This window comes from Holdemania massiliensis AP2, from assembly GCF_000327285.1.
Classification (GTDB): Bacteria; Bacillota_I; Bacilli_A; order Erysipelotrichales; family Erysipelotrichaceae; genus Holdemania; species Holdemania massiliensis.
Genome location: NZ_HE998572.1, coordinates 9,522 through 27,677, shown reverse-complemented (window position 1 = coordinate 27,677; position 18,156 = coordinate 9,522). Strand labels below are relative to the sequence as shown.

16 protein-coding genes are annotated in these 18,156 nt (G+C 48.0%); 12 read left to right on the top strand and 4 right to left on the bottom strand.

Annotated features, from left to right (window positions below):
• From BN162_RS16645 to BN162_RS16595, 11 genes are all read left to right on the top strand, one after another.
• The coding region (locus BN162_RS16645) for an FILTED domain-containing surface protein (protein ID WP_482793276.1) at positions 1–1,158 on the top strand (1,158 nt) is incomplete at its 5' end.
• Between the two features lie 298 nt (positions 1,159–1,456).
• Positions 1,457–2,602, top strand: a complete 1,146-nt coding sequence (locus BN162_RS16640) for an anaerobic ribonucleoside-triphosphate reductase activating protein (RefSeq protein ID WP_020226270.1) — start codon at positions 1,457–1,459, stop codon at positions 2,600–2,602.
• A gap of 22 nt (positions 2,603–2,624) precedes the next feature.
• Positions 2,625–5,012, top strand: a complete 2,388-nt coding sequence (locus tag BN162_RS16635) for a ribonucleoside triphosphate reductase (RefSeq protein WP_020226269.1) — start codon at positions 2,625–2,627, stop codon at positions 5,010–5,012.
• A gap of 148 nt (positions 5,013–5,160) precedes the next feature.
• On the top strand, positions 5,161–5,868 hold the full coding sequence (deoC, locus tag BN162_RS16630) for a deoxyribose-phosphate aldolase (RefSeq protein WP_040452468.1): 708 nt from the start codon (positions 5,161–5,163) through the stop codon (positions 5,866–5,868).
• Positions 5,865–7,031: an N-acetylglucosamine-6-phosphate deacetylase gene (nagA, locus tag BN162_RS16625; RefSeq protein WP_020226267.1), complete on the top strand. Its 1,167-nt coding sequence runs from the start codon at positions 5,865–5,867 to the stop codon at positions 7,029–7,031. Before deoC ends, nagA begins: the two co-directional genes overlap by 4 nt.
• A 135-nt stretch (positions 7,032–7,166) precedes the next feature.
• Positions 7,167–7,709 (top strand): DUF3783 domain-containing protein, encoded by a 543-nt coding sequence (locus BN162_RS16620; RefSeq protein WP_020226266.1) that lies wholly within the window; start codon positions 7,167–7,169, stop codon positions 7,707–7,709.
• A gap of 117 nt (positions 7,710–7,826) precedes the next feature.
• Complete coding sequence (locus BN162_RS16615) at positions 7,827–9,002, top strand: MalY/PatB family protein (protein WP_020226265.1); 1,176 nt, start codon at positions 7,827–7,829, stop codon at positions 9,000–9,002.
• 474 nt (positions 9,003–9,476) lie between these two features.
• Entirely contained in the window at positions 9,477–10,049 is a 573-nt protein-coding gene (locus BN162_RS16610) for an HD-GYP domain-containing protein (protein WP_020226263.1), read from the top strand.
• 90 nt (positions 10,050–10,139) lie between these two features.
• Positions 10,140–12,095: an alpha/beta hydrolase family protein gene (locus BN162_RS16605; protein ID WP_020226262.1), complete on the top strand. Its 1,956-nt coding sequence runs from the start codon at positions 10,140–10,142 to the stop codon at positions 12,093–12,095.
• 525 nt (positions 12,096–12,620) lie between these two features.
• The gene (locus BN162_RS16600) at positions 12,621–12,884 is read left to right on the top strand and encodes a hypothetical protein (protein WP_020226261.1); all 264 of its coding nucleotides are present in this window, start codon (positions 12,621–12,623) and stop codon (positions 12,882–12,884) included.
• A gap of 236 nt (positions 12,885–13,120) precedes the next feature.
• Complete coding sequence (locus tag BN162_RS16595; RefSeq protein ID WP_020226260.1) at positions 13,121–13,828, top strand: hypothetical protein; 708 nt, start codon at positions 13,121–13,123, stop codon at positions 13,826–13,828.
• Positions 13,829–13,888: 60 nt separating this feature from the next.
• Here the strand turns inward: BN162_RS16595 and BN162_RS16590 are convergent, their stop codons facing one another.
• Positions 13,889–14,575: a phosphatase PAP2 family protein gene (locus BN162_RS16590; RefSeq protein ID WP_020226259.1), complete on the bottom strand. Its 687-nt coding sequence runs from the start codon at positions 14,573–14,575 to the stop codon at positions 13,889–13,891.
• A 99-nt stretch (positions 14,576–14,674) separates the two neighbouring features.
• A complete protein-coding gene (locus BN162_RS16585; protein WP_020226258.1) occupies positions 14,675–15,280 on the bottom strand; it encodes a helix-turn-helix domain-containing protein in 606 nt (201 codons plus the stop codon).
• A gap of 388 nt (positions 15,281–15,668) precedes the next feature.
• Here BN162_RS16585 and aroF point away from each other — a divergent pair, with 388 nt between their 5' ends.
• On the top strand, positions 15,669–16,685 hold the full coding sequence (gene aroF / locus BN162_RS16580; protein ID WP_020226257.1) for a 3-deoxy-7-phosphoheptulonate synthase: 1,017 nt from the start codon (positions 15,669–15,671) through the stop codon (positions 16,683–16,685).
• Positions 16,686–16,752: 67 nt separating this feature from the next.
• Here the strand turns inward: aroF and BN162_RS16575 are convergent, their stop codons facing one another.
• A complete protein-coding gene (locus BN162_RS16575; RefSeq protein WP_020226256.1) occupies positions 16,753–17,016 on the bottom strand; it encodes a helix-turn-helix domain-containing protein in 264 nt (87 codons plus the stop codon).
• 92 nt (positions 17,017–17,108) lie between these two features.
• Positions 17,109–18,029 carry a carbohydrate kinase family protein gene (locus tag BN162_RS16570; protein WP_020226255.1) on the bottom strand — a complete coding sequence of 307 codons (921 nt, stop codon included), beginning with the start codon at positions 18,027–18,029 and terminating at the stop codon, positions 17,109–17,111.
• Between the last annotated feature and the right edge of the window lie 127 nt (positions 18,030–18,156).

The following is an 18,156-nucleotide window of genomic DNA, read 5'->3' as shown; positions in this document are numbered from 1 at the left end:
GTCCAATCCTACAACTACAAAGTCTCTCACATTTATCGTGATGCAGAGGATAAGGTTGTAGAAGATTTGACCACTACTTCAGAAACACGGGATTATTTGTCGGCAATTTCTGAATCTCCTAGACCGGCAACTTCAGGGAATTTCGTTTTAACAAATGTTGAAGTTGAAAGTCAAGACCAGTCAACATTAAAGTCTGATCAAAATGGAAATGTAACGGGTACAATGCCGGCTGAAGATTTAACAATTACGTTCAACTACAGCGCTGATGAGAACCAGGATGAAATTCCGGATAAGTATCAGATCACAGTCACTTACCGAGCGGTCAATGGTACAATCACTGCAAACAATGGTCCATTCACTTTGAATAAAGTAGATGCGAATGGCAATTACGCAGTCGATGGTGTTGCCCATTTAACTGATGGCCAAATCGCAAAGGCGAGTCCGAATAACGGATATCAAGGCGGAACTTGGAGTCCAATGTCTCCAACAACCACTTTGGATTTAACAGATGATACGACCTTTACGATTACCTTCACAGCGACTCCTACCGATCCGGATGAACCGAATCCAGGATGTCCGGAAGGAACGGTATGGGATGAAGCAGCTCAGGCTTGCTTAGCACCATTTGTTCCAGGACCGGAACCGTTTGTTCCAGGTCCAGGCCCGGTCAATCCAGGTCCTGAAGAAGAAGTGATTGTTGAACCGGAAACTCCGGAACAGGGTGGAACCGCAACACCAACCCCGACACCGGAAATTGAAGAGATCGAAGAACCCGAACAGCCGGAAGTCGGTCACAAAGGTTCTTGGGCTCTGATCAACTTGATCGCCAGCCTGCTCGGTTTGTTAGCGGCCCTGTTCCTGATTTTCGCGAAGCATCAGAAAGATGACGATGAGGAAGATCAGAATCAGAGCGCGGCAATGAATGAAGAAGATCCAGAACAGCTGAAACGCAAGCGAATCTACAAGTGGATCTCTGGCTTAACGGCTGTCATCTCGGTTATCGTTTTCGTTCTGACCGAAAACATGCGGCTGCCAATGATCTTAGTTGACAAGTGGACGCTGTTGATGGTTGTCTTCTTCCTGATCAATGCCGTAACGCTGTACTTAGGCAGAAGATGGCATGAGAATGAGGATGATGAGGAACAGACCCAGGCGTAATTCTCGATCACAAAGAAACAAGAAAGGCTGAGTGAATGCTCAGCTTTTCTTGTTTTTGAAATAACCGTCATTATGGAAGAAAGTTGGAATTGGAAAGAGGATTGGCTAAGATGAAAATGAAAATAATTTCAATTTAGCCGGGGCTAACCAGCGAAAATGGCTTGAATAAAGGACTTAGTTCCTTTGAGTTGACTCAGTGGAATATTGGATAAAAAATTCATGATCGCAAGGCTTGATGGTGCTGGTTAGAAGTGCTATCATCTTAATAGTTGAATTTCCAACTAATCGAGGTGAAGTTATGGGGAAGACAGGACGCCTGCTTACAGATTCGTCCATTTTATATCGGTGTTCGCAAAAATATTATGATAAAGTGCTGGATGCTTATCATTTGGGATCCGGCCAGCTTCCGTTTTTAATCTTCATCTATGAAAACGAGGGAATTACGATGAACGGTCTGGCTCAGCTGGGCTGCTATGACAAGGGAACGGTGACCAAGGGAGTTCAGCGCTTAGAAGAAGTCGGGTATGTGACGATTGAAGTCAATCCCAGCGATAAGCGTGTGCGGACGCTGCGGACAACGGCCAAAGCAAAACAGATCATTGCGCAGATCTATCTGATCCGGCAGCAATGGTGGGATCAGATTACGAAGAATATGCGCGAGGAAGAAGCGGCTTTGTTCGAAAGTTTGCAGAGTAAAGCCGTAGCCAATGCACTGGAATTTTTAGCGGAAGAGGAGCAGGAGTCTGAACGCGTCGGAATTTTTGGAATTCAGAAGATGACGCTGCTTGATTATCCGGGAAAGATTGCCAGCACGCTGTTTACCGGCGGATGTAATTTCCGCTGTCCGTTCTGTCAGAATTCAGATCTCGTATTCCTGGCGGAAAACATGGCGCAGATTCCCAAGGAAGAACTGTTTGATTTTTTACAGCGGCGGCAGGGAACGCTTGAAGGAATTTGTATCAGCGGCGGCGAACCGCTGCTTCAGCCGGGGATTGAAGACTTTTTAAGAAAGATCAAGGAATTGGGCTATCCGGTCAAGCTGGATACGAACGGCAGTTTCCCAGAACAGCTTAAACATTTGATTGATGTGGGACTGATCGACTATGTGGCGATGGATTTGAAAAACTGCCGCGAACGGTACGCGGAAACGGTTGGCTTGGTGAAACTGGATCTGGGGGCGATTGAAAAAAGCGTTGCCCTGCTGATGCAGGATCGAATTCCTTATGAATTCAGAACAACCGTGGTCAAGGAACTGCATACCGAAGAGGACATGCGGCGGCTGGGCGAATGGATTCAGGGCGCGCGCAGGCTTGTCCTGCAGCAGTTTGTCGACAGTGAGCGGGTGATTCAGCAAGGTCTGCATGCCTGCACAAAAGAAGAAATGGAAGCGTTCCGCGAGATTCTGCTTCCATGGGTGCCGGACACCGAGCTCCGGGGATTGTAGTTGGAAGAAAGGGTAGAGAAGTATGTATAAAGTAGTAAAACGCGACGGAATGATAACGGAATTTGACATCAGCAAGATTTCAGTGGCGATCACCAAAGCTTTTGAGGCCCAACAGAAACAGTACCATCCCAGCGTTATCGACATGCTGGCGCTGCGGGTAACCGCAGATTTTGAAGGAAAAATCAAAAATGATCTGATTCAGGTAGAAGATATTCAGGACAGCGTGGAATCGATTTTGATTCAGTCCGGTTATTCCGATGTCGCCAAAGCGTACATTCTGTATCGGAAGCAGCGGGAAAAAATCCGCAATATGAAATCGACAATCCTCGATTATAAAGATCTGGTCGACAGCTATGTAAAAGCAACGGACTGGCGCGTGAAAGAAAATTCAACAGTGACCTATTCGGTCGGCGGTCTGATTTTAAACAACAGCGGTGCGATTACCGCCAACTACTGGCTTTCGGAAATCTATGATGAAGAAATCGCCAACGCCCACCGCAGCGGGGATATTCATCTGCATGATCTGTCCATGTTAACCGGCTACTGTGCCGGCTGGTCGCTGAAGCAGCTGATTCTGGAAGGCTTAGGCGGAGTACCGGGCAAGATTACCTCGAAACCGGCCAAGCATCTGGCGTCGCTGTGCAACCAGATGGTCAACTTTTTGGGCATCATGCAGAACGAGTGGGCCGGCGCGCAGGCTTTTTCTTCTTTTGATACGTATCTCGCGCCGTTTGTTAAAGTCGATCAGCTGAGCTATGACGAAGTCAAAAAGTGTGTGGAATCGTTTGTCTATGGCGTGAATACACCGAGCCGCTGGGGTACGCAGGCGCCGTTTTCCAACATTACCCTGGATTGGGTTGTGCCTTCGGATTTAGCGCAGCAGCCGGCGATTATCGGCGGTCAGCCGCAGGATTTCACCTATGGCGACTGTCAGAAAGAAATGGATATGGTTAATAAGGCGTTCATCGAAGTCATGATTGAAGGCGATGCCAATGGCCGCGGCTTCCAATATCCGATTCCAACCTATTCCATTACCAAGGACTTTGATTGGTCCGATACAGAAAACAACCAGCTGTTGTTTGAGATGACCTCAAAATATGGAACGCCGTATTTCTCCAACTATGTCAACAGCGACATGCAGCCCAGCGATGTCCGCAGCATGTGCTGCCGGCTGCGGCTGGATCTGCGCGAACTGCGGCGCAAGTCCGGCGGATTCTTCGGCAGCGGGGAAAGCACCGGCTCGGTCGGCGTCGTGACGATCAATCTGCCGCGGATTGCCTATCTGGCAAAAGATCAGGACGATTTCTATGCCCGTCTGGATCGTTTAATGGATATTTCTGCCCGTTCGTTAAAAGTCAAGCGGCAGATCATCACCAAGCTGCTCAACGAAGGCCTGTATCCGTATACCCGCCGCTACCTTGGCTCATTCGATAATCATTTCTCAACGATCGGTTTGATCGGCATGAATGAAGTCGGGCTGAATGCCGCTTGGCTCAAGGCGGACCTGACGCATCCGGAAACGCAGGCCTTTGCCCAGGACGTGCTGAATCACATGCGCCAGCGGTTAGTTGTTTACCAAGAAGAATATGGCGATCTGTATAACCTAGAAGCAACGCCGGCGGAATCAACGACCTATCGTTTAGCGAAGCATGACAAAGAGCTGTATCCGGATATCGTCACGGCGACGGAAGAAGGCAATACGCCGTATTATACCAACAGCTCGCATTTGCCGGTCGGCTATACTGAAGATATCTTTGAAGCGCTGGACGTTCAGGATGAGCTGCAGACGCTGTATACTTCCGGAACTGTCTTCCATGCTTTCCTGGGTGAAAAACTGCCGGATTGGAAAGCCGCAGCTTCCTTGGTCCGCAAGATTTCTCAGAATTATAAACTGCCGTATTATACCTTATCGCCAACCTATTCGATCTGCAAGGACCATGGCTATCTTGCCGGAGAGCAATATACCTGTCCCCTCTGCGGCCGGACGACGGAAGTTTACAGCCGGATTACCGGTTATTACCGGCCAGTGCAGAACTGGAACGCCGGTAAGACGCAGGAATACAAGGAACGCAAGGTTTATGACATGGGCCACTCAGTTTTAAAAGGCCGCCAAGCGCTTAAGGAAGCACCGGCACAATCGGAAAACCGGGAAGCGAAGGCGATGCCGTCAGAATCGGCGGAAGGCCGGGTACTGTTGTTTACGACCAAGACCTGCCCGAACTGCAAGATGGCAGGACGGATGCTGGAAAAAGCAGGGATTGCCTACGAACTGATCGATGCTCAGGAACAGGCGCAGCTCAGCGAACAGTTTGCGATCATGCAGGCGCCGACGCTGGTCGTAGTCGATCAGGATTTCAACTGCCTGTACAGAACCAACAACGTTCAGGAGTATATCACCCGGAAACATTAATCAAAGATCCCGTTTTCCAAGCTAGGAAAATGGGATTTTTTATTCCTAAATTTGAAGGAATCGTTGAATAATACTGGCATTCATGAAAGCGCTTCGCTATAATGAAGGCAGAAAGAATCCGCAACAAGAGGAAGCGAGGAACAAGAAAATGAAAGAAAAATTGGAAGTGCAGCTGCGCGAATTAGCGGGAATGATCGATCATACGATTCTCAAACCCGATGCGACAAAGCAGAAGGTGCTCGAGGTCTGTCAGGAGTGTATGGATTATCACTTCAAGATGATCGCGGTCAATTCCTGCCAAGTCACGCTGTGTCATCATGCTTTAAAAGGCAGCGGCGTGCATGTCGGGGCTGCGGTCAGCTTCCCGTTAGGCCAGACCGAGCTGAACGTCAAGCTGCTGGAAACGGAACATGCAATCCGTCAGGGTGCGGATGAGATTGATTATGTCGTCAACCTGACGGAATTAAAAAGCGGCAACTGGGATCTGGTGCGCAAGGAAATGGATCGGATCACCCGCTTATGTCATCAATATGAGAAGATCTGCAAGGTCATCTTTGAAACCTGTTATCTGACCGAAGAAGAAATCATGCGTTTGGCGCGGATCGCCCGTGAGGTTAAACCGGATTTCATCAAGACTTCGACCGGCTTCGGCCCAGCTGGCGCGACGGCTAAGGATGTCTTTATCATGAAGCATGAAGCGGGAGAGGACGTGCAGGTCAAAGCGGCCGGCGGCATTCGCTCGTTGGAAACGCTGCTGGAAATGAAAAAAGCCGGAGCTACGCGTTTTGGTACTTCTTCCTCAATTAAGATCATGGAAGAAGCCCGGAAGTTTTTGGAAGAAGGCGGATCGCTGTGAAAACACTGATTCATCATGCGCGTGTGATCGCGGATGGCTATCGTGAAATTGCGTGCGGCGGAGTGCTGGTGGAAAACGGCCGGATTCTCGCGTTGTTTGAGGAATCAGAATTTTCTGCGAGGGTTCAGGAGGACTGCGAGATCATCGATGCTCAAGGCGGGATGCTGACGCCGGGTTTCATTGATATTCATATTCATGGCGCGGCGGGCGAAGATCTGATCAGCGGGAAAGCGGAAGCCGCTGAAGCGGTCAGCCGCAATGTCGCAGCAGACGGATGCACGGCGTTTATGGCGTCGCTAACGGTGGTTTCCCATGCTCAGCTGCTTGAAATTCTGTCCGGCTTGGCACAGGTGAAATCGCTGCCGGGCGCGGCGATGCTGGGAATCCATTCGGAAGGTCCGTATTTAAGTCCGGATTATAAAGCTTTGATGGATGAGCGCTATCTGCGCGATCCGTCGCTGAAGGAGCTGCAGGAAATGCTGCAGGCCGCTGCGGGCCGGTTAAAGATCATGACGGTGGCGCCGGAACGGCAGGGTATGGAGTCCTTTATTCAGGCTGCTGTCCAATCCGGAATGACGGTGATGGTGGGGCATACCGCCGCCACAAGCCGCGATGTGCACCGGGCGAGTCTGGCCGGCGCGGCCGGATTCACGCATTTATACAATGCGATGAGCCAGCATCTGCATCGCGATCCGGGAACGGTAACCGGCGCTTTTCTGGAAGAAGGAATGAAGGCCGAGCTGATTGCGGATGGATTTCATGTCGATCCGGAGATTGTCAGAATGACGTGGAAGCACATGGGCGCCCAACGGCTGGTGCTGATCACCGATGCCATGCTGGGCAAAGGGATGCCGGACGGGGATTTCCAGTTCAGCGGACTGCATTGCCGCAAGCAGGGGCAGCATGTTCGGGTTGTGGAAACCGGAAGACGCGCGGGTTCGGCAATCGGCATGAACGACGCGGTGCGGATGATGGAACAGATGTGCGGCTGTACGCCGCGCGAGCTGGTGCAGATGGCCTGCGTCAATCCGGCAGCGCTGGCTCAGGTCAGTGATCATAAAGGCGCACTGGCGGCAGGCATGGACGCTGATCTGGCGTTGTTTGATAAGAACTGGCAATGCCAGCGGACGATGGTTGAAGGAAACTGGGTCTTTCAGCGCTGAATTTCGTCTGCCGAAAGCATGTGAGGATAGTGGAATCGAAAGTGCTTTCTTTGGTAAAAAATTAAAATTTTGAGTTTGCGATTGGATATTCTTTCCAGCTTCGGGTATAATACAAACCACTGGAGGCCTATAGATATGAAAAAAGCGATATATTGTTATAACATCGACGATGTCGATCAGCATATTTTGGAAACGATTACGGCGGCCATGGAGATAGAGCTTGGTTTACTGGACGACGGCATGCTGAAAATGACCGTTGACGAAATCCTGATGCAGCAGCCATCCAGCAATCAGGACTGCACGCGTTTCACGTTGTCATTTATGCTGATGAATGAGCTGAGCGATGAGGAAATGAAGCAGCTTTTAAAGGCGGGTGAAGAAGCGCACTGGCATTTTGATCCGATCAAGATGTTTGTGACGGAACACAACCGGCAATGGACGCTGGAAACACTGTTTTGTGAAGTGAGAAAGGAACATCAGTTATTCGCCAAAGCGGAAAAGCTGGCCGAAGCGCTGCGCAGGGCGAATCAGTTGGATTTGAAAAGTTTCTCAGACGAGCAGGCTGAATCCATGAATATTGCATTGATGAAAGGCTACATGTTGTTAAAAAGCGGTCAGTTTGAGGAAGCTCAGTTGGATCAGACGCTGAATGAGCTGACTAGCCTGATGGGAGAATGAGGTGCATTCTCCTTTTTCTTTAACAAGGGTGCTGAGGCCGTGATGACTTAAAAACTCACTTATAAACTATGAATATTGAATAAATTATGCTAAACTGATGAAGTAGAGGTGAAGAAAATGAAATATAATTTTGATCAGGTGACCGACCGCAGCCATACCGATGCAACGAAATGGTATGTCGTTCAGGAAACGTTGGATATACCGGATGTCACGCCGCTGTGGATTGCGGATATGGATTTTGCGGTTTCCGATCCGATTCAGCAGGCTTTGAAAAAACGGATGGAATGTCCGGCTTACGGGTATACGGAACGCGGTCCGATCTATGCGCAGGTCATGGCGGACTGGTTTAACCGTCGTTATCAATACGGTGCTGATCCGGCGATGATGATGATGTCGACCGGTGTCATGTATTCCGTATCCGCAGCGATCCGGCTGTTCAGTCAGGAGGGCGATAAGATCCTGATTCCAACCCCGGCTTATGAGCCGTTTGTCGATAAGACGCTGTCCAACCGGCGGATTCCCATTCTGTGTCCGATGCACGAAGAAGCTGGATATTATACCCTGGATTTTGAGGATATGGAAAAACGCATCGATGAGAAGACGAAAATCTTTATCCTGTGCAATCCGCAGAATCCAACCGGCCGGGTGTATACAAAGGCGGAATTGGAGCAGGTTGCTGCCTTCTGTGAAAAGCATCAGCTGAAAATCATTTCCGATGAAATTCATGCCGATTTTGTGTTTGACGGTCAGTTTATGCCGATCATCAATATCAATGAATACACTCGTCAGAATACGATTGCCTGTGTTTCCTGCACCAAGTCGTTCAATCTGGCCGGCTTGAAAATTTCCGGCGTGATTATTAAAAATCCGGAGCTGTTTAAGGAATTCAAGGCGGAAGCGGCCAATGTCGGCATCGCCAGCATCAATATCTTTGCCCTGGAAGCAATGAAAGCTGCGTATCAATTTTCGGAGGACTGGATGGATCAATTATTGGCCTACATCAAGGCGAATCGGGATTATGCCGATGAATTCTTCCGTACACGGCTGCCGATGATCAAGACCCGGAAACCGGAAGGAACGTATTTCTTCTGGCTTGATATGCGTGACTGCGGCATCGAATGGGAAAAACTGAATCAGACCTGCATTGAGGAAGGGCACGTTTATTTGTCGGAAGGCAAATTCTTCGGTGAGAACTACTTGGGCTTTGAGCGCTTAAATCTGGCCAGTCCGCGTGCTCAGCTGCGGACCGGTTTGGAAAAACTGGAAAAAATGGTTCTGGCTCATCAGAAATAACCGGCTGAACTGAAATTGAGAATCGAAAAAGCGGCGGCTGCCGCTTTTCTTTATATCAGCAAGGTGTATTCCATGGGACAAACAGGCCGCAGCCGAATCTGACATGGAGTAGCAAGGATTGGTTGTTGAGCGATCAATGCAGGTGCTTTGGGGAAATGACTTGGAAGCGGAGGGATTAGATCAGCAGAATACCAGTTTCCATGCGCTTTTTTCCTTTTCATTCAGGAAAAACATTGCCTCGAAAACAAAGGAACGTGTGGTAAAATAAAGATGTCATCTTGAAGATATGCAGTCAGATCTACCTCCCTTTCTCTGGCGCGTATCTTTTTTTTGTTTTGATCGTGAAGGAGAATCAGATCCCGGTCCTAATCCCAAGCAGGGGAAAGAAAGAATGATATTGCCTGAGCCTGCTTTTTTTTTGTTTAGGGTGGAATGGCCTTGTCCATACTGCAAAGAAAGAAGGGAGGAGATCGGATGAAGAATGATCCATCGCAGCGGGAAGCCGTCATCACAGCCTATCTGTCAGCCTTGCGCGCTCGCGACAAAGAAACCAGCTCTCACAGTCTGCGGGTGAGCCGGTTAGCCTGTGAAATGGCAGCTGAATTAGCTTGGTCTGAAGCTCGTTGTCAGAAACTGAAGGAAGGCGCATTGATGCATGATTTAGGCAAACTGGCGATTTCCGATGCCGTTTTGCTGAAGCCGGGGCGTCTGAACGATTGGCAGTGGCAGCAAATGCGGAAGCATCCTGCCGAAGGAGCACGCCTGATTCGCCAGACCCCCATCCTCAACGATCTGGCTCCTATGGTTCTGCAGCACCATGAACGTTGGGACGGAAAAGGCTATCCCTACGGTTTAAAAGCAGCGGAGATCTGTGAGGAAGCGCGGGTGCTGGCTTTGGCCGATGCCTATGATGCGATGATTTGCCGACGTCCTTATCACGCGCCCATGCCGCTGCCGGAAGTGCTGTCACAAATTGAACAGGGCCGCGGGAACCAATTTGATCCTGAACTGACGGATTGTTTTCTAAGACTGCATCATCCTTTTTGAAAATTGAATGAATAAAAATGAAAGTCTTCTGATAAAATTTGACATCGCTTTCATCCCATTGTAAACTGAGGATCAGAAGGAGATACACAAATGGAAAAATTTGAATTGAACGACTTTAGAAAACTCCGCGGCTTAAGCGATGTGACTTTTTCTCCGGATGGACAGCACATTGCCGTCGTCGTCAAATCCTGCAATGATCAGGATGGCTATGATTTTACGATCTGGGCTCGCTCTCAGGGCGGGGAATTCCGGCAGCTGACCAGCTTCGGTAAGGAAAGCAGCTACTTATGGGATGATGAAGAAACTCTGATGTTCTTATCCTTGCGGGATCCTTCAGACCAGAAGCGGGCTGAGGCTGGAGAAGAATTGACCGGAGCCTACCGTCTGAGTCTGAACGGCGGCGAAGCGGTGAAAGCCTTTACTCTGCCGATCCAAGCTGGCAAGCTGGAAAAACTGGATGAAGGTTTATATCTGGTTACCGCCCGCTGCGACGCGACACTGCCGGACTATTATAAAATGAATGCCGAGGAACGCAAACAGGTTGCTGAGGATAAGAAAAAGAATGCGGAATTCCATGTGCTCGATGAAACGCCGTTCTGGTCTAATGGAACTCCGGGTTTTACCAGTAAGCTGCGCACCCGTTTATTTGTTTATGACGAGAAGAAAGACGAGCTGACCCCGTGCAGTGCCCCGCTGTTTCAGGTGGAAGCCAGCGCTGTGATCGGCCGGAAAATCTATTACTCCGGCTGTGAATATACATTGCGCACAAAATTGCAGAAGGATGTCTGGTGCTACGATCTCGATACCGGTGAAAACCGTCAGGTCTACGCCAATGAAGGCTTTGGCAACCGCTCTCAGAATGTGGCGACGGACGGCAGCCGCGTATTCTTCTGTGCCGCTAAGGGTGAAACCTGGGGACAGAACGAACATCCAAACTTCTATCAGCTGGATCCGCAGACTGGCAGCCTGACGCTGCTGGCTGAGGCAGATCTGTCCTATTATACGTCCAAGCCGAAAGAAGGCGCGCTGTGGATCAACGGCAGTGACCGGATTTCCAATAATCTGTTCTGCTTTACCGCGGAAAATGAACTGAAAAAAATGACGGACTGGATCGGCGATATCGGCAGCTTCGATATCTTTGGCGATCAGGCCGTCATCAGCGGCAAGCAGGGACTTGATTTTGACGAAGTCTGGACGTTTGATTTAAAAACCGGGCAAGCCTCTTGCATCAGTGATTTCAACCGTAGTTTCCTGAAGGAAAAAGCGGTCAGCGAATGCGAACCACTGACGATTGCCAGTCACGATTGGGAAGTTGACGGCTGGATCATGAAGCCGGCTGATTTTGATCCCAATAAAACCTATCCGGCAATTCTGACGATTCACGGCGGACCGAAGGGGGCGTATCATGGAACCTTCGGCATCGATATGCAGACCTGGGCCTCAGCTGGATATTTCGTCTTCTTCTGCAATCCGATCGGCTCTGACGGCCGCGGCAACGAATTCGCAGAAATCCGTGAAAAGCACGGTACAGTCGATTACGAGGACATCATGAACTTTACCGATGAAGTGCTTAAGCGCTATCCGCAAATCGATCCGCAGCGAATGGGTGTGACAGGAATTTCCTACGGCGGGTATATGACCAACTGGATCATCGGGCATACGGACCGGTTTAAAGCAGCATCCAGCCAATGCTCTGTGGTGAACTGGGTGTCGATGTATGGCGTGTCCGATATCAGTATGGAATTTGTTCCCGATCAGATGGGCGGCTCGATCTTTGAAAAGACGCAGACCTATTGGGATCGCTCTCCGCTTAAATATGCCTGCAATGCTGTAACACCGACCCTGTTTATTCAGCCGCTGGCCGATTTCCGCTGCCATCTCTCAGATGGCCTGCAGATGGTGACGGCCTTAATGGATAAGGGGGTTGAAACCCGTGTCGTCTGCTTTGACGGCGATCACCATGGTCTGAATCATTTCGGCAAACCTTCGCATCGCGAACGTTCGTATTCTGAAACACTGAACTGGATGGACAGCCATCTGAAATAAGTCTGCCTGAACCGCACATCTTTCGTGTGCGGTTTTTTCGTTAGCTATCTTTTCAGGACTTGAAAAAGAAAGAAAGGTAGAAGAAGAAATGACTCTTTTCCGTTTAATCCATAGATCAGAGAAAAACGAAAAGATCGAAACCCATTTGGAAACGTTGTGCAAGCTGCAGAAACCGCGTATAATTACGCAAATGAAAGAATGATTATTTCTGTGACGCAGGGAGGCGCTGCTTTTTCATTCAGTCTGTCAAACTTAAGCTGAGAGCCGTTCAGCGATTGGCATGCCGCAGGATCGCAGCCTACTGAATTAAAAGATCTGAATAAATGCTGGTCTAATAAGAAGTCATCTCGGTTATCGGACGTGAGTACACCTCTGCCGGACCTGGACGCAAGAATCATCCGGCATCATTTTCTTGGTAAAAATACAAAATTTTAAACTTTTTTAACCATTTTGAGAGGAACTTTGTAATTTTCCGCAATATTAATAATAGGAAGATAAAATTCCAAAGAAAGGTAGGGTTTACAAATGCACAAGAAAAACATCACAGAGAAAGACTGGACGATCAAACTGCTGGAGGAGGTCATGCGTCAGACCGGTATGGATGAAGCTGAGCTGTGCTGCAAGGCTCGGCAGTCTTCCGATTGGCTGACACGGCTGAAAAGCAGGGAGGAAGAAGCGACACTGCAGGATTGCTTTGCGCTGGCGAGCGCTTTGGGACTGTCTTTACATGAATTTTTTATTCGGTTTGATGAAGATGAAAGGAATAAAACAAGTCAGACGACAAAATAGTATTTATTTCTGAAAGCTTAAAGGATTAAAAACCGTTGGATTCTTCAATAAAACCGGATTCGGATTTGGCCTAAGGTTTTTGAAGCGGGCATCAGAAACTAAAAAAGTGACGACTGTCACTTTTTTAGTCTTTTCTCTATGTAAAAAAATAACAATTATTGTAATTTGTTATTTCCAATTAATTCGGTAACTGATATAATTTATCTGGCGTTAATTATAATTAAAGGAGTAATGGAATGGGAGCTAAAATTGCAGATTACAAATCGCTGATTGACAACCTGAAAACGGAAGCGGTTCAGGCCGGTGATGCTTATTTGGAATGCTCAGCGAAAGAATTGATGGGTAAGCTAAATGAAGGCAATGCGACGCTGATTACCTGCTGCAGCGCAATGCGTCAGTGCATGCTCAGCGGAGACGAGATGATCGTTGCGCCGACCGGAAAGAAAAACGTCAGTACCAAGATGAAGATTCGTTATTACCTGAATGACCTTGAAACACGCGAAAGTGCCTATGTCCCGAAAAAGCGCGGCCGCAAAACGGGTTCCACGTTAAAGAAAACCCCAGGTCTTAAGCGCAATCCGAAGACAGGAAAGATGGAGGCCAAGTTTAACAAAGCGTACATGACGCAGTCCCTGCAGAATTGGCTGGATAAGAAAAAGCTGACTTATGAAGAACTGGAAGACGCTTATCTTGTCGATACACCGGAAGGAAAATGGCTGATTGAAGTGGATTATGAAAAGCGCGGAAAGAAGCAGACATTTAATTCCAAAATGTATTCGCTGATTAAACGAATGGATCCCGATATTGCTAAGTATTCAATTCTAATGGAATCCAAGATCTCTTCCAAACAGGAATGGAAACAACTGAGCGACTATATGAAAAGCCGACTTCATATTTCCCTGATTTTTGTAAATCATCAGGGGAAAGTAAAAGAATACCGCTGACAGAACTGATCTTAAAACTAACGGAGAACCTACATTCTCCGTTTTATAATATCATGGATATCACTGTTTATGGTTTTGATGGGCTTTGCTGTTTATCCATTGGTCTGCAGAATAGTACAGCATAACTAAGGTGGTACTCAACAAGATTCCGCCTAGAATGTCAGTGATCCAATGCACACCCGATAAAATTCGTCCGATGACCATTAATCCTGCATAGATACCACAAAAAGCATTGATTATGGATCTTAAATTTTTATGTGAAATCAAGCGCTGAAACTGTAAAATCGCCGTAGGGATAATGCACATCACCAACATTGTCGTCGAGGATGGATAAGAGGCTTCTAAAACACCTTCGATTAAAACAGGTCTATAATTGACAACGAAAAACTCAAAAAAGAGATATACTGAAAACACAAGAACATAAAACCCGCCTAAGATCAGAATGCTGCTGTCTACACGCCGCAGACTTTTTCTTTTTAGAAGCTGAACGAGTCCTGTAATGGCAAAGCCCGGCACAATAAGCAGGACAGGGATACTCAGCCAGTCGGTTAGATCATACAAGCCCATATTCGTACTCAACAGCGTATGGAAGTATTGATTCATTCCTGCAAAACCGACAACTGAACCTTGCGGTCCGATGGGACGCACATCGATCAACATGATCGACAGGGTGTAGACGAGGGATAAAACCAGCAGACCTAAAGTGATGCTAAAATAAGTTTGAATTTTTTTCTTTTCTTCTTTCATTCTTTGCTCCTTTGTATTTGGCTTTCGCCTGATCACACTCTAGCTTTGGAGGACAGAAAATGAAAGAATATGAACGTCACCTTGCTGACACGTTTCGTGTCATGGACGTTTTAATAGTAAAATCCCCTTGATGACCAGCAGAACAAAGGTAAAAAAGGCAGCATAAGGTTCAAGGGTTGCAATAAAGATAACAACACTCAGGGAAGTCAAGATCATCGATAAGCCTGTCTTTGCTTTTGTCCAAAGAGGAAAGGAACAGTTTTGCAAGGCTAATTCGGCAATGCCGCAGGCAACGATAAAAAAAATAATTGCAAGGAATGCAGTTTTGATAAATAATGGGGTGTCCTGCAAGGATAACAAAGACACCTGTCGAATTATATCGCCGTCCTGCTGTCCAAAAAGTGGAATAATAAGCAACATGCCCGCCGAACAATCGATCAGCCCCAACATTAAATCACGCATATGCTGGGTTTTTTGATGACTGTCTTTCTCCGCAATAGAAATCAGTTCCCGATTGGAAAGCAGCTCATCGATCGTGATGCCGAAAAATTCAGCTATCGCTTTTAATGATTCAATGCTTGGATAGCCGCGTCCTGATTCCCATTTTGAAATCGCTGTCCGTGAAACAAACAGGATTTCAGAGAGTTCTTCCTGCGTTAAATTTTTTTGTTTTCTAAGCTCCTGCAGCTTTTGGTAAAATTCCATGAGCGATGATCCTCTCTTCAATATGTTTTCATTTTACCAAAAGGATCGAGATTTTTATAGTCAGTCTTTCAAATTGCAGAATGGGTCAGATCATGGGGTGCCTGATGCACAGGAGAACTGAATCCTGCTGAAAAAGCTTTGTGTCAGTTTGATGTAAATCTTTTGAAAATATGAGTGAAAGGTATTGCTTTCAGTCTGAAAGTCATGTAAACTAATTGTGAGGAGTGATATTCCATGTTAAAGATCAAATTGAACCACTCTTATTATTATTATCGATAGACCAATGTAACCAAAGATTCTTTGGAATTTTCGTGTTATATTGGTTCAACAAAACATCAAAGTGAGTTTGATGTTTTTTATTTTTTAACGGAAGAAGAGGAGAAAACGTATGATTTTAACCGTAAAAAAAGACTGTGACCGCAACGAACTGCAGCGGCTGATGAATCAGCTGGAGAAAAAAGGCCTGGAACTCAATTTCAGCGAAGGCGCGAATTATATCGTCTTAGGCTTGGTCGGCGATACGACGGCACTGGACGTCGACTGGCTGAAAAGCTTTACCTGTGTAAAAGAAGTAACGCGGGTTCAGGCGCCATATAAGAAAGCCAATCGTTTGTTTCATCCGGAAGATTCCATCATTGACGTCAGCGGCATAAAGGTCGGCGGTCATGAAAAGATCGTGGTCATCGGTGGCCCCTGTTCGGTTGAGGGCGAACAGATCATCTGTGATATAGCCCAAGAGGTCAAAGATGCCGGCGGCGTGATGCTGCGGGGTGGGGCATACAAGCCGAGAACCTCCCCATATGCGTTTCAGGGTATGGGGACTGAAGGTATTCTGGCGATGGTCAAAGCCCGGGAAAAGACCGGTTTGCCGATTGTCAGCGAATTGATGAGTGCGGATAAGATTGATGAATTTGTCGAGCATGTCGATCTGATTCAGGTTGGGGCGCGCAACATGCAGAACTTCGATCTGTTAAAAGCATTGGGAAAAGTCGATAAGCCGGTGCTGTTAAAGCGTGGGTTGGCGAACACGATTGAGGAATGGATCATGGCGGCGGAATACATCATGGCCGGCGGCAATAAGAACGTGATCCTGTGCGAACGCGGGATCCGGACCTTTGAGAAATACACCCGCAATACGCTGGATCTGAGCGTTGTACCGATCATCAAGGAACGGACACATCTGCCGATCATCATCGACCCATCGCATGCGACTGGAGACTGGAAGCTAGTCGAAGCGATGTCGCTGGCAGCGATTGCGGCGGGCGCGGATGGTCTGATCATCGAAGTCCATTCCTGTCCGGAATGCGCGTGGAGCGATGGGGCACAGTCATTGAAACCGGCGAAGTTTGCTTCGCTGATTGAAAAAGGCCGCGCGATTGCCCAGGTTATCGGCCGCGAGCTGTAAGCAAAGAGCGTCAAAACCAAATAAAAAGCTGTTTCCACCAGAATGAGGGAGCAGCTTTTTTCATACTCTATTTCTTTTCCTTTGGCGTTGGTTTAGTCTTCAAGCCGGTAAAATCATCGGTATCGAAAAACTCTGCCAAGGTGATGCCCAATCCATCACACAGCCGCTTAATCGTGGCAATCGTCGGAGAACTCGTCTCCCGATTCATCAGATTATTGACTGTCGACTGTGTCATCCCGCTGATTTGAGACAGCTGGTATAAGGACATTCCCCGTTCTTTGGCCAGCGCCTGAATTCTGAGCTTAATCGTATGGGAAAGCTCGTTGCTCATCTTCATCTCTCCTTTTTCCTATCAATCAATTCTTCCGTTTTTATTTTACCAGAAAAGCCGTTCAGTGGACAGTATTTCATGCGAAAAAGTGATTAACAGGCTGACTTTGCGGAATCAGCCAGCTGCAGGATTTCCTTTAAGCCTCCCTCAGCATGCGGCCCCAACGTCATCGCGGTCAGTGCGCCGCAGGCTGAAGCGATCTGCATGCACTCATCCAATGGTTTTCCCTGCAGCACGGAAGCGGCATAACCCGCAAAAAAAGCATCACCGGCGCCGTTGGAATCGGCCAGCTGAATTGGCAATGCGGGAAAATGAGCCGTCCTGTGCGGAGTGATCAGCTGAGCACCCTTCGCACCGCAGGTCACGACAATAGCCTGGCAGCGGTCCTGAAAATAAGCACTCAGCGGTTTGCCCAGCGTCTGTTTGAGCAGCTGCTGTTCTTCTTGATTCACTTTCAGATGCGTGCACAGCCGCATCGCTTTTTCAAGCAGCTGCGGATCGATCTGATCGCACAACGGCCCCGGATCAAAGAATAACTCACGGCCCTGCCGGCAGAACTGCTGCAGGTAGGCCAGGGCATTTTCACTGTCGGAACCATAGATCAAATACAAGCCGGTCAGGCAGCACGCCGAATATGCCAGGTCAGGCACGCGGTCGGCCCTGAATGTTCCTTCGCAGCCGCGATAAGTCATGAACGTCCGTTCCTTCTGATCATCCAGCAGGATCATACAGAATCCGGTCTTCTGATCTTCAATGACAAACAACCCCTCGCTCTGCAATGCGTTGCGCTGAAAAAAGGCGCGGACCTTTTCAATGGATTCAGCCCCGACCGCTGAATATAAAATCGGATCCAGTCCGAATTTTTTTAACGTAAATGCGGCATTGATCGGACAGCCGCCAATCCGTTCAAAAGTATCCTGAATCAGCGTGTCCTGCCCCTTGACAGGAAATTGCGATAACAGACAATACCGGTCCAGACACAGGCCGCCCAACATTAAAACCGGGTTCTTCATGGTTGATTTCCTCGCTTTATTCTTACTATAACGGATATATTATAGTGAACTCCCTCGGGAAAGTCTATGAAACTAAGCAGGAAAACGACGAAATTTGTCAGCAGCACACCCCTGTTCTATGATAAAA

What these genes read in the sequence shown, in the direction of transcription:
- BN162_RS16620 (WP_020226266.1), top strand. Translation starts at nt 7,167, where the DNA reads ATGAAAAAAGCGATATATTGTTATAACATCGACGATGTCGATCAGCAT.
- BN162_RS16570 (WP_020226255.1), bottom strand. Translation starts at nt 18,029, where the DNA reads ATGAAGAACCCGGTTTTAATGTTGGGCGGCCTGTGTCTGGACCGGTAT.
- BN162_RS16605 (WP_020226262.1), top strand. Translation starts at nt 10,140, where the DNA reads ATGGAAAAATTTGAATTGAACGACTTTAGAAAACTCCGCGGCTTAAGC.
- deoC (WP_040452468.1), top strand. Translation starts at nt 5,161, where the DNA reads ATGAAAGAAAAATTGGAAGTGCAGCTGCGCGAATTAGCGGGAATGATC.
- BN162_RS16575 (WP_020226256.1), bottom strand. Translation starts at nt 17,016, where the DNA reads ATGAGCAACGAGCTTTCCCATACGATTAAGCTCAGAATTCAGGCGCTG.
- BN162_RS16590 (WP_020226259.1), bottom strand. Translation starts at nt 14,575, where the DNA reads ATGAAAGAAGAAAAGAAAAAAATTCAAACTTATTTTAGCATCACTTTA.
- BN162_RS16610 (WP_020226263.1), top strand. Translation starts at nt 9,477, where the DNA reads ATGAAGAATGATCCATCGCAGCGGGAAGCCGTCATCACAGCCTATCTG.
- BN162_RS16640 (WP_020226270.1), top strand. Translation starts at nt 1,457, where the DNA reads ATGGGGAAGACAGGACGCCTGCTTACAGATTCGTCCATTTTATATCGG.
- aroF (WP_020226257.1), top strand. Translation starts at nt 15,669, where the DNA reads ATGATTTTAACCGTAAAAAAAGACTGTGACCGCAACGAACTGCAGCGG.
- BN162_RS16635 (WP_020226269.1), top strand. Translation starts at nt 2,625, where the DNA reads ATGTATAAAGTAGTAAAACGCGACGGAATGATAACGGAATTTGACATC.
- BN162_RS16595 (WP_020226260.1), top strand. Translation starts at nt 13,121, where the DNA reads ATGGGAGCTAAAATTGCAGATTACAAATCGCTGATTGACAACCTGAAA.
- BN162_RS16600 (WP_020226261.1), top strand. Translation starts at nt 12,621, where the DNA reads ATGCACAAGAAAAACATCACAGAGAAAGACTGGACGATCAAACTGCTG.
- BN162_RS16585 (WP_020226258.1), bottom strand. Translation starts at nt 15,280, where the DNA reads ATGGAATTTTACCAAAAGCTGCAGGAGCTTAGAAAACAAAAAAATTTA.
- BN162_RS16615 (WP_020226265.1), top strand. Translation starts at nt 7,827, where the DNA reads ATGAAATATAATTTTGATCAGGTGACCGACCGCAGCCATACCGATGCA.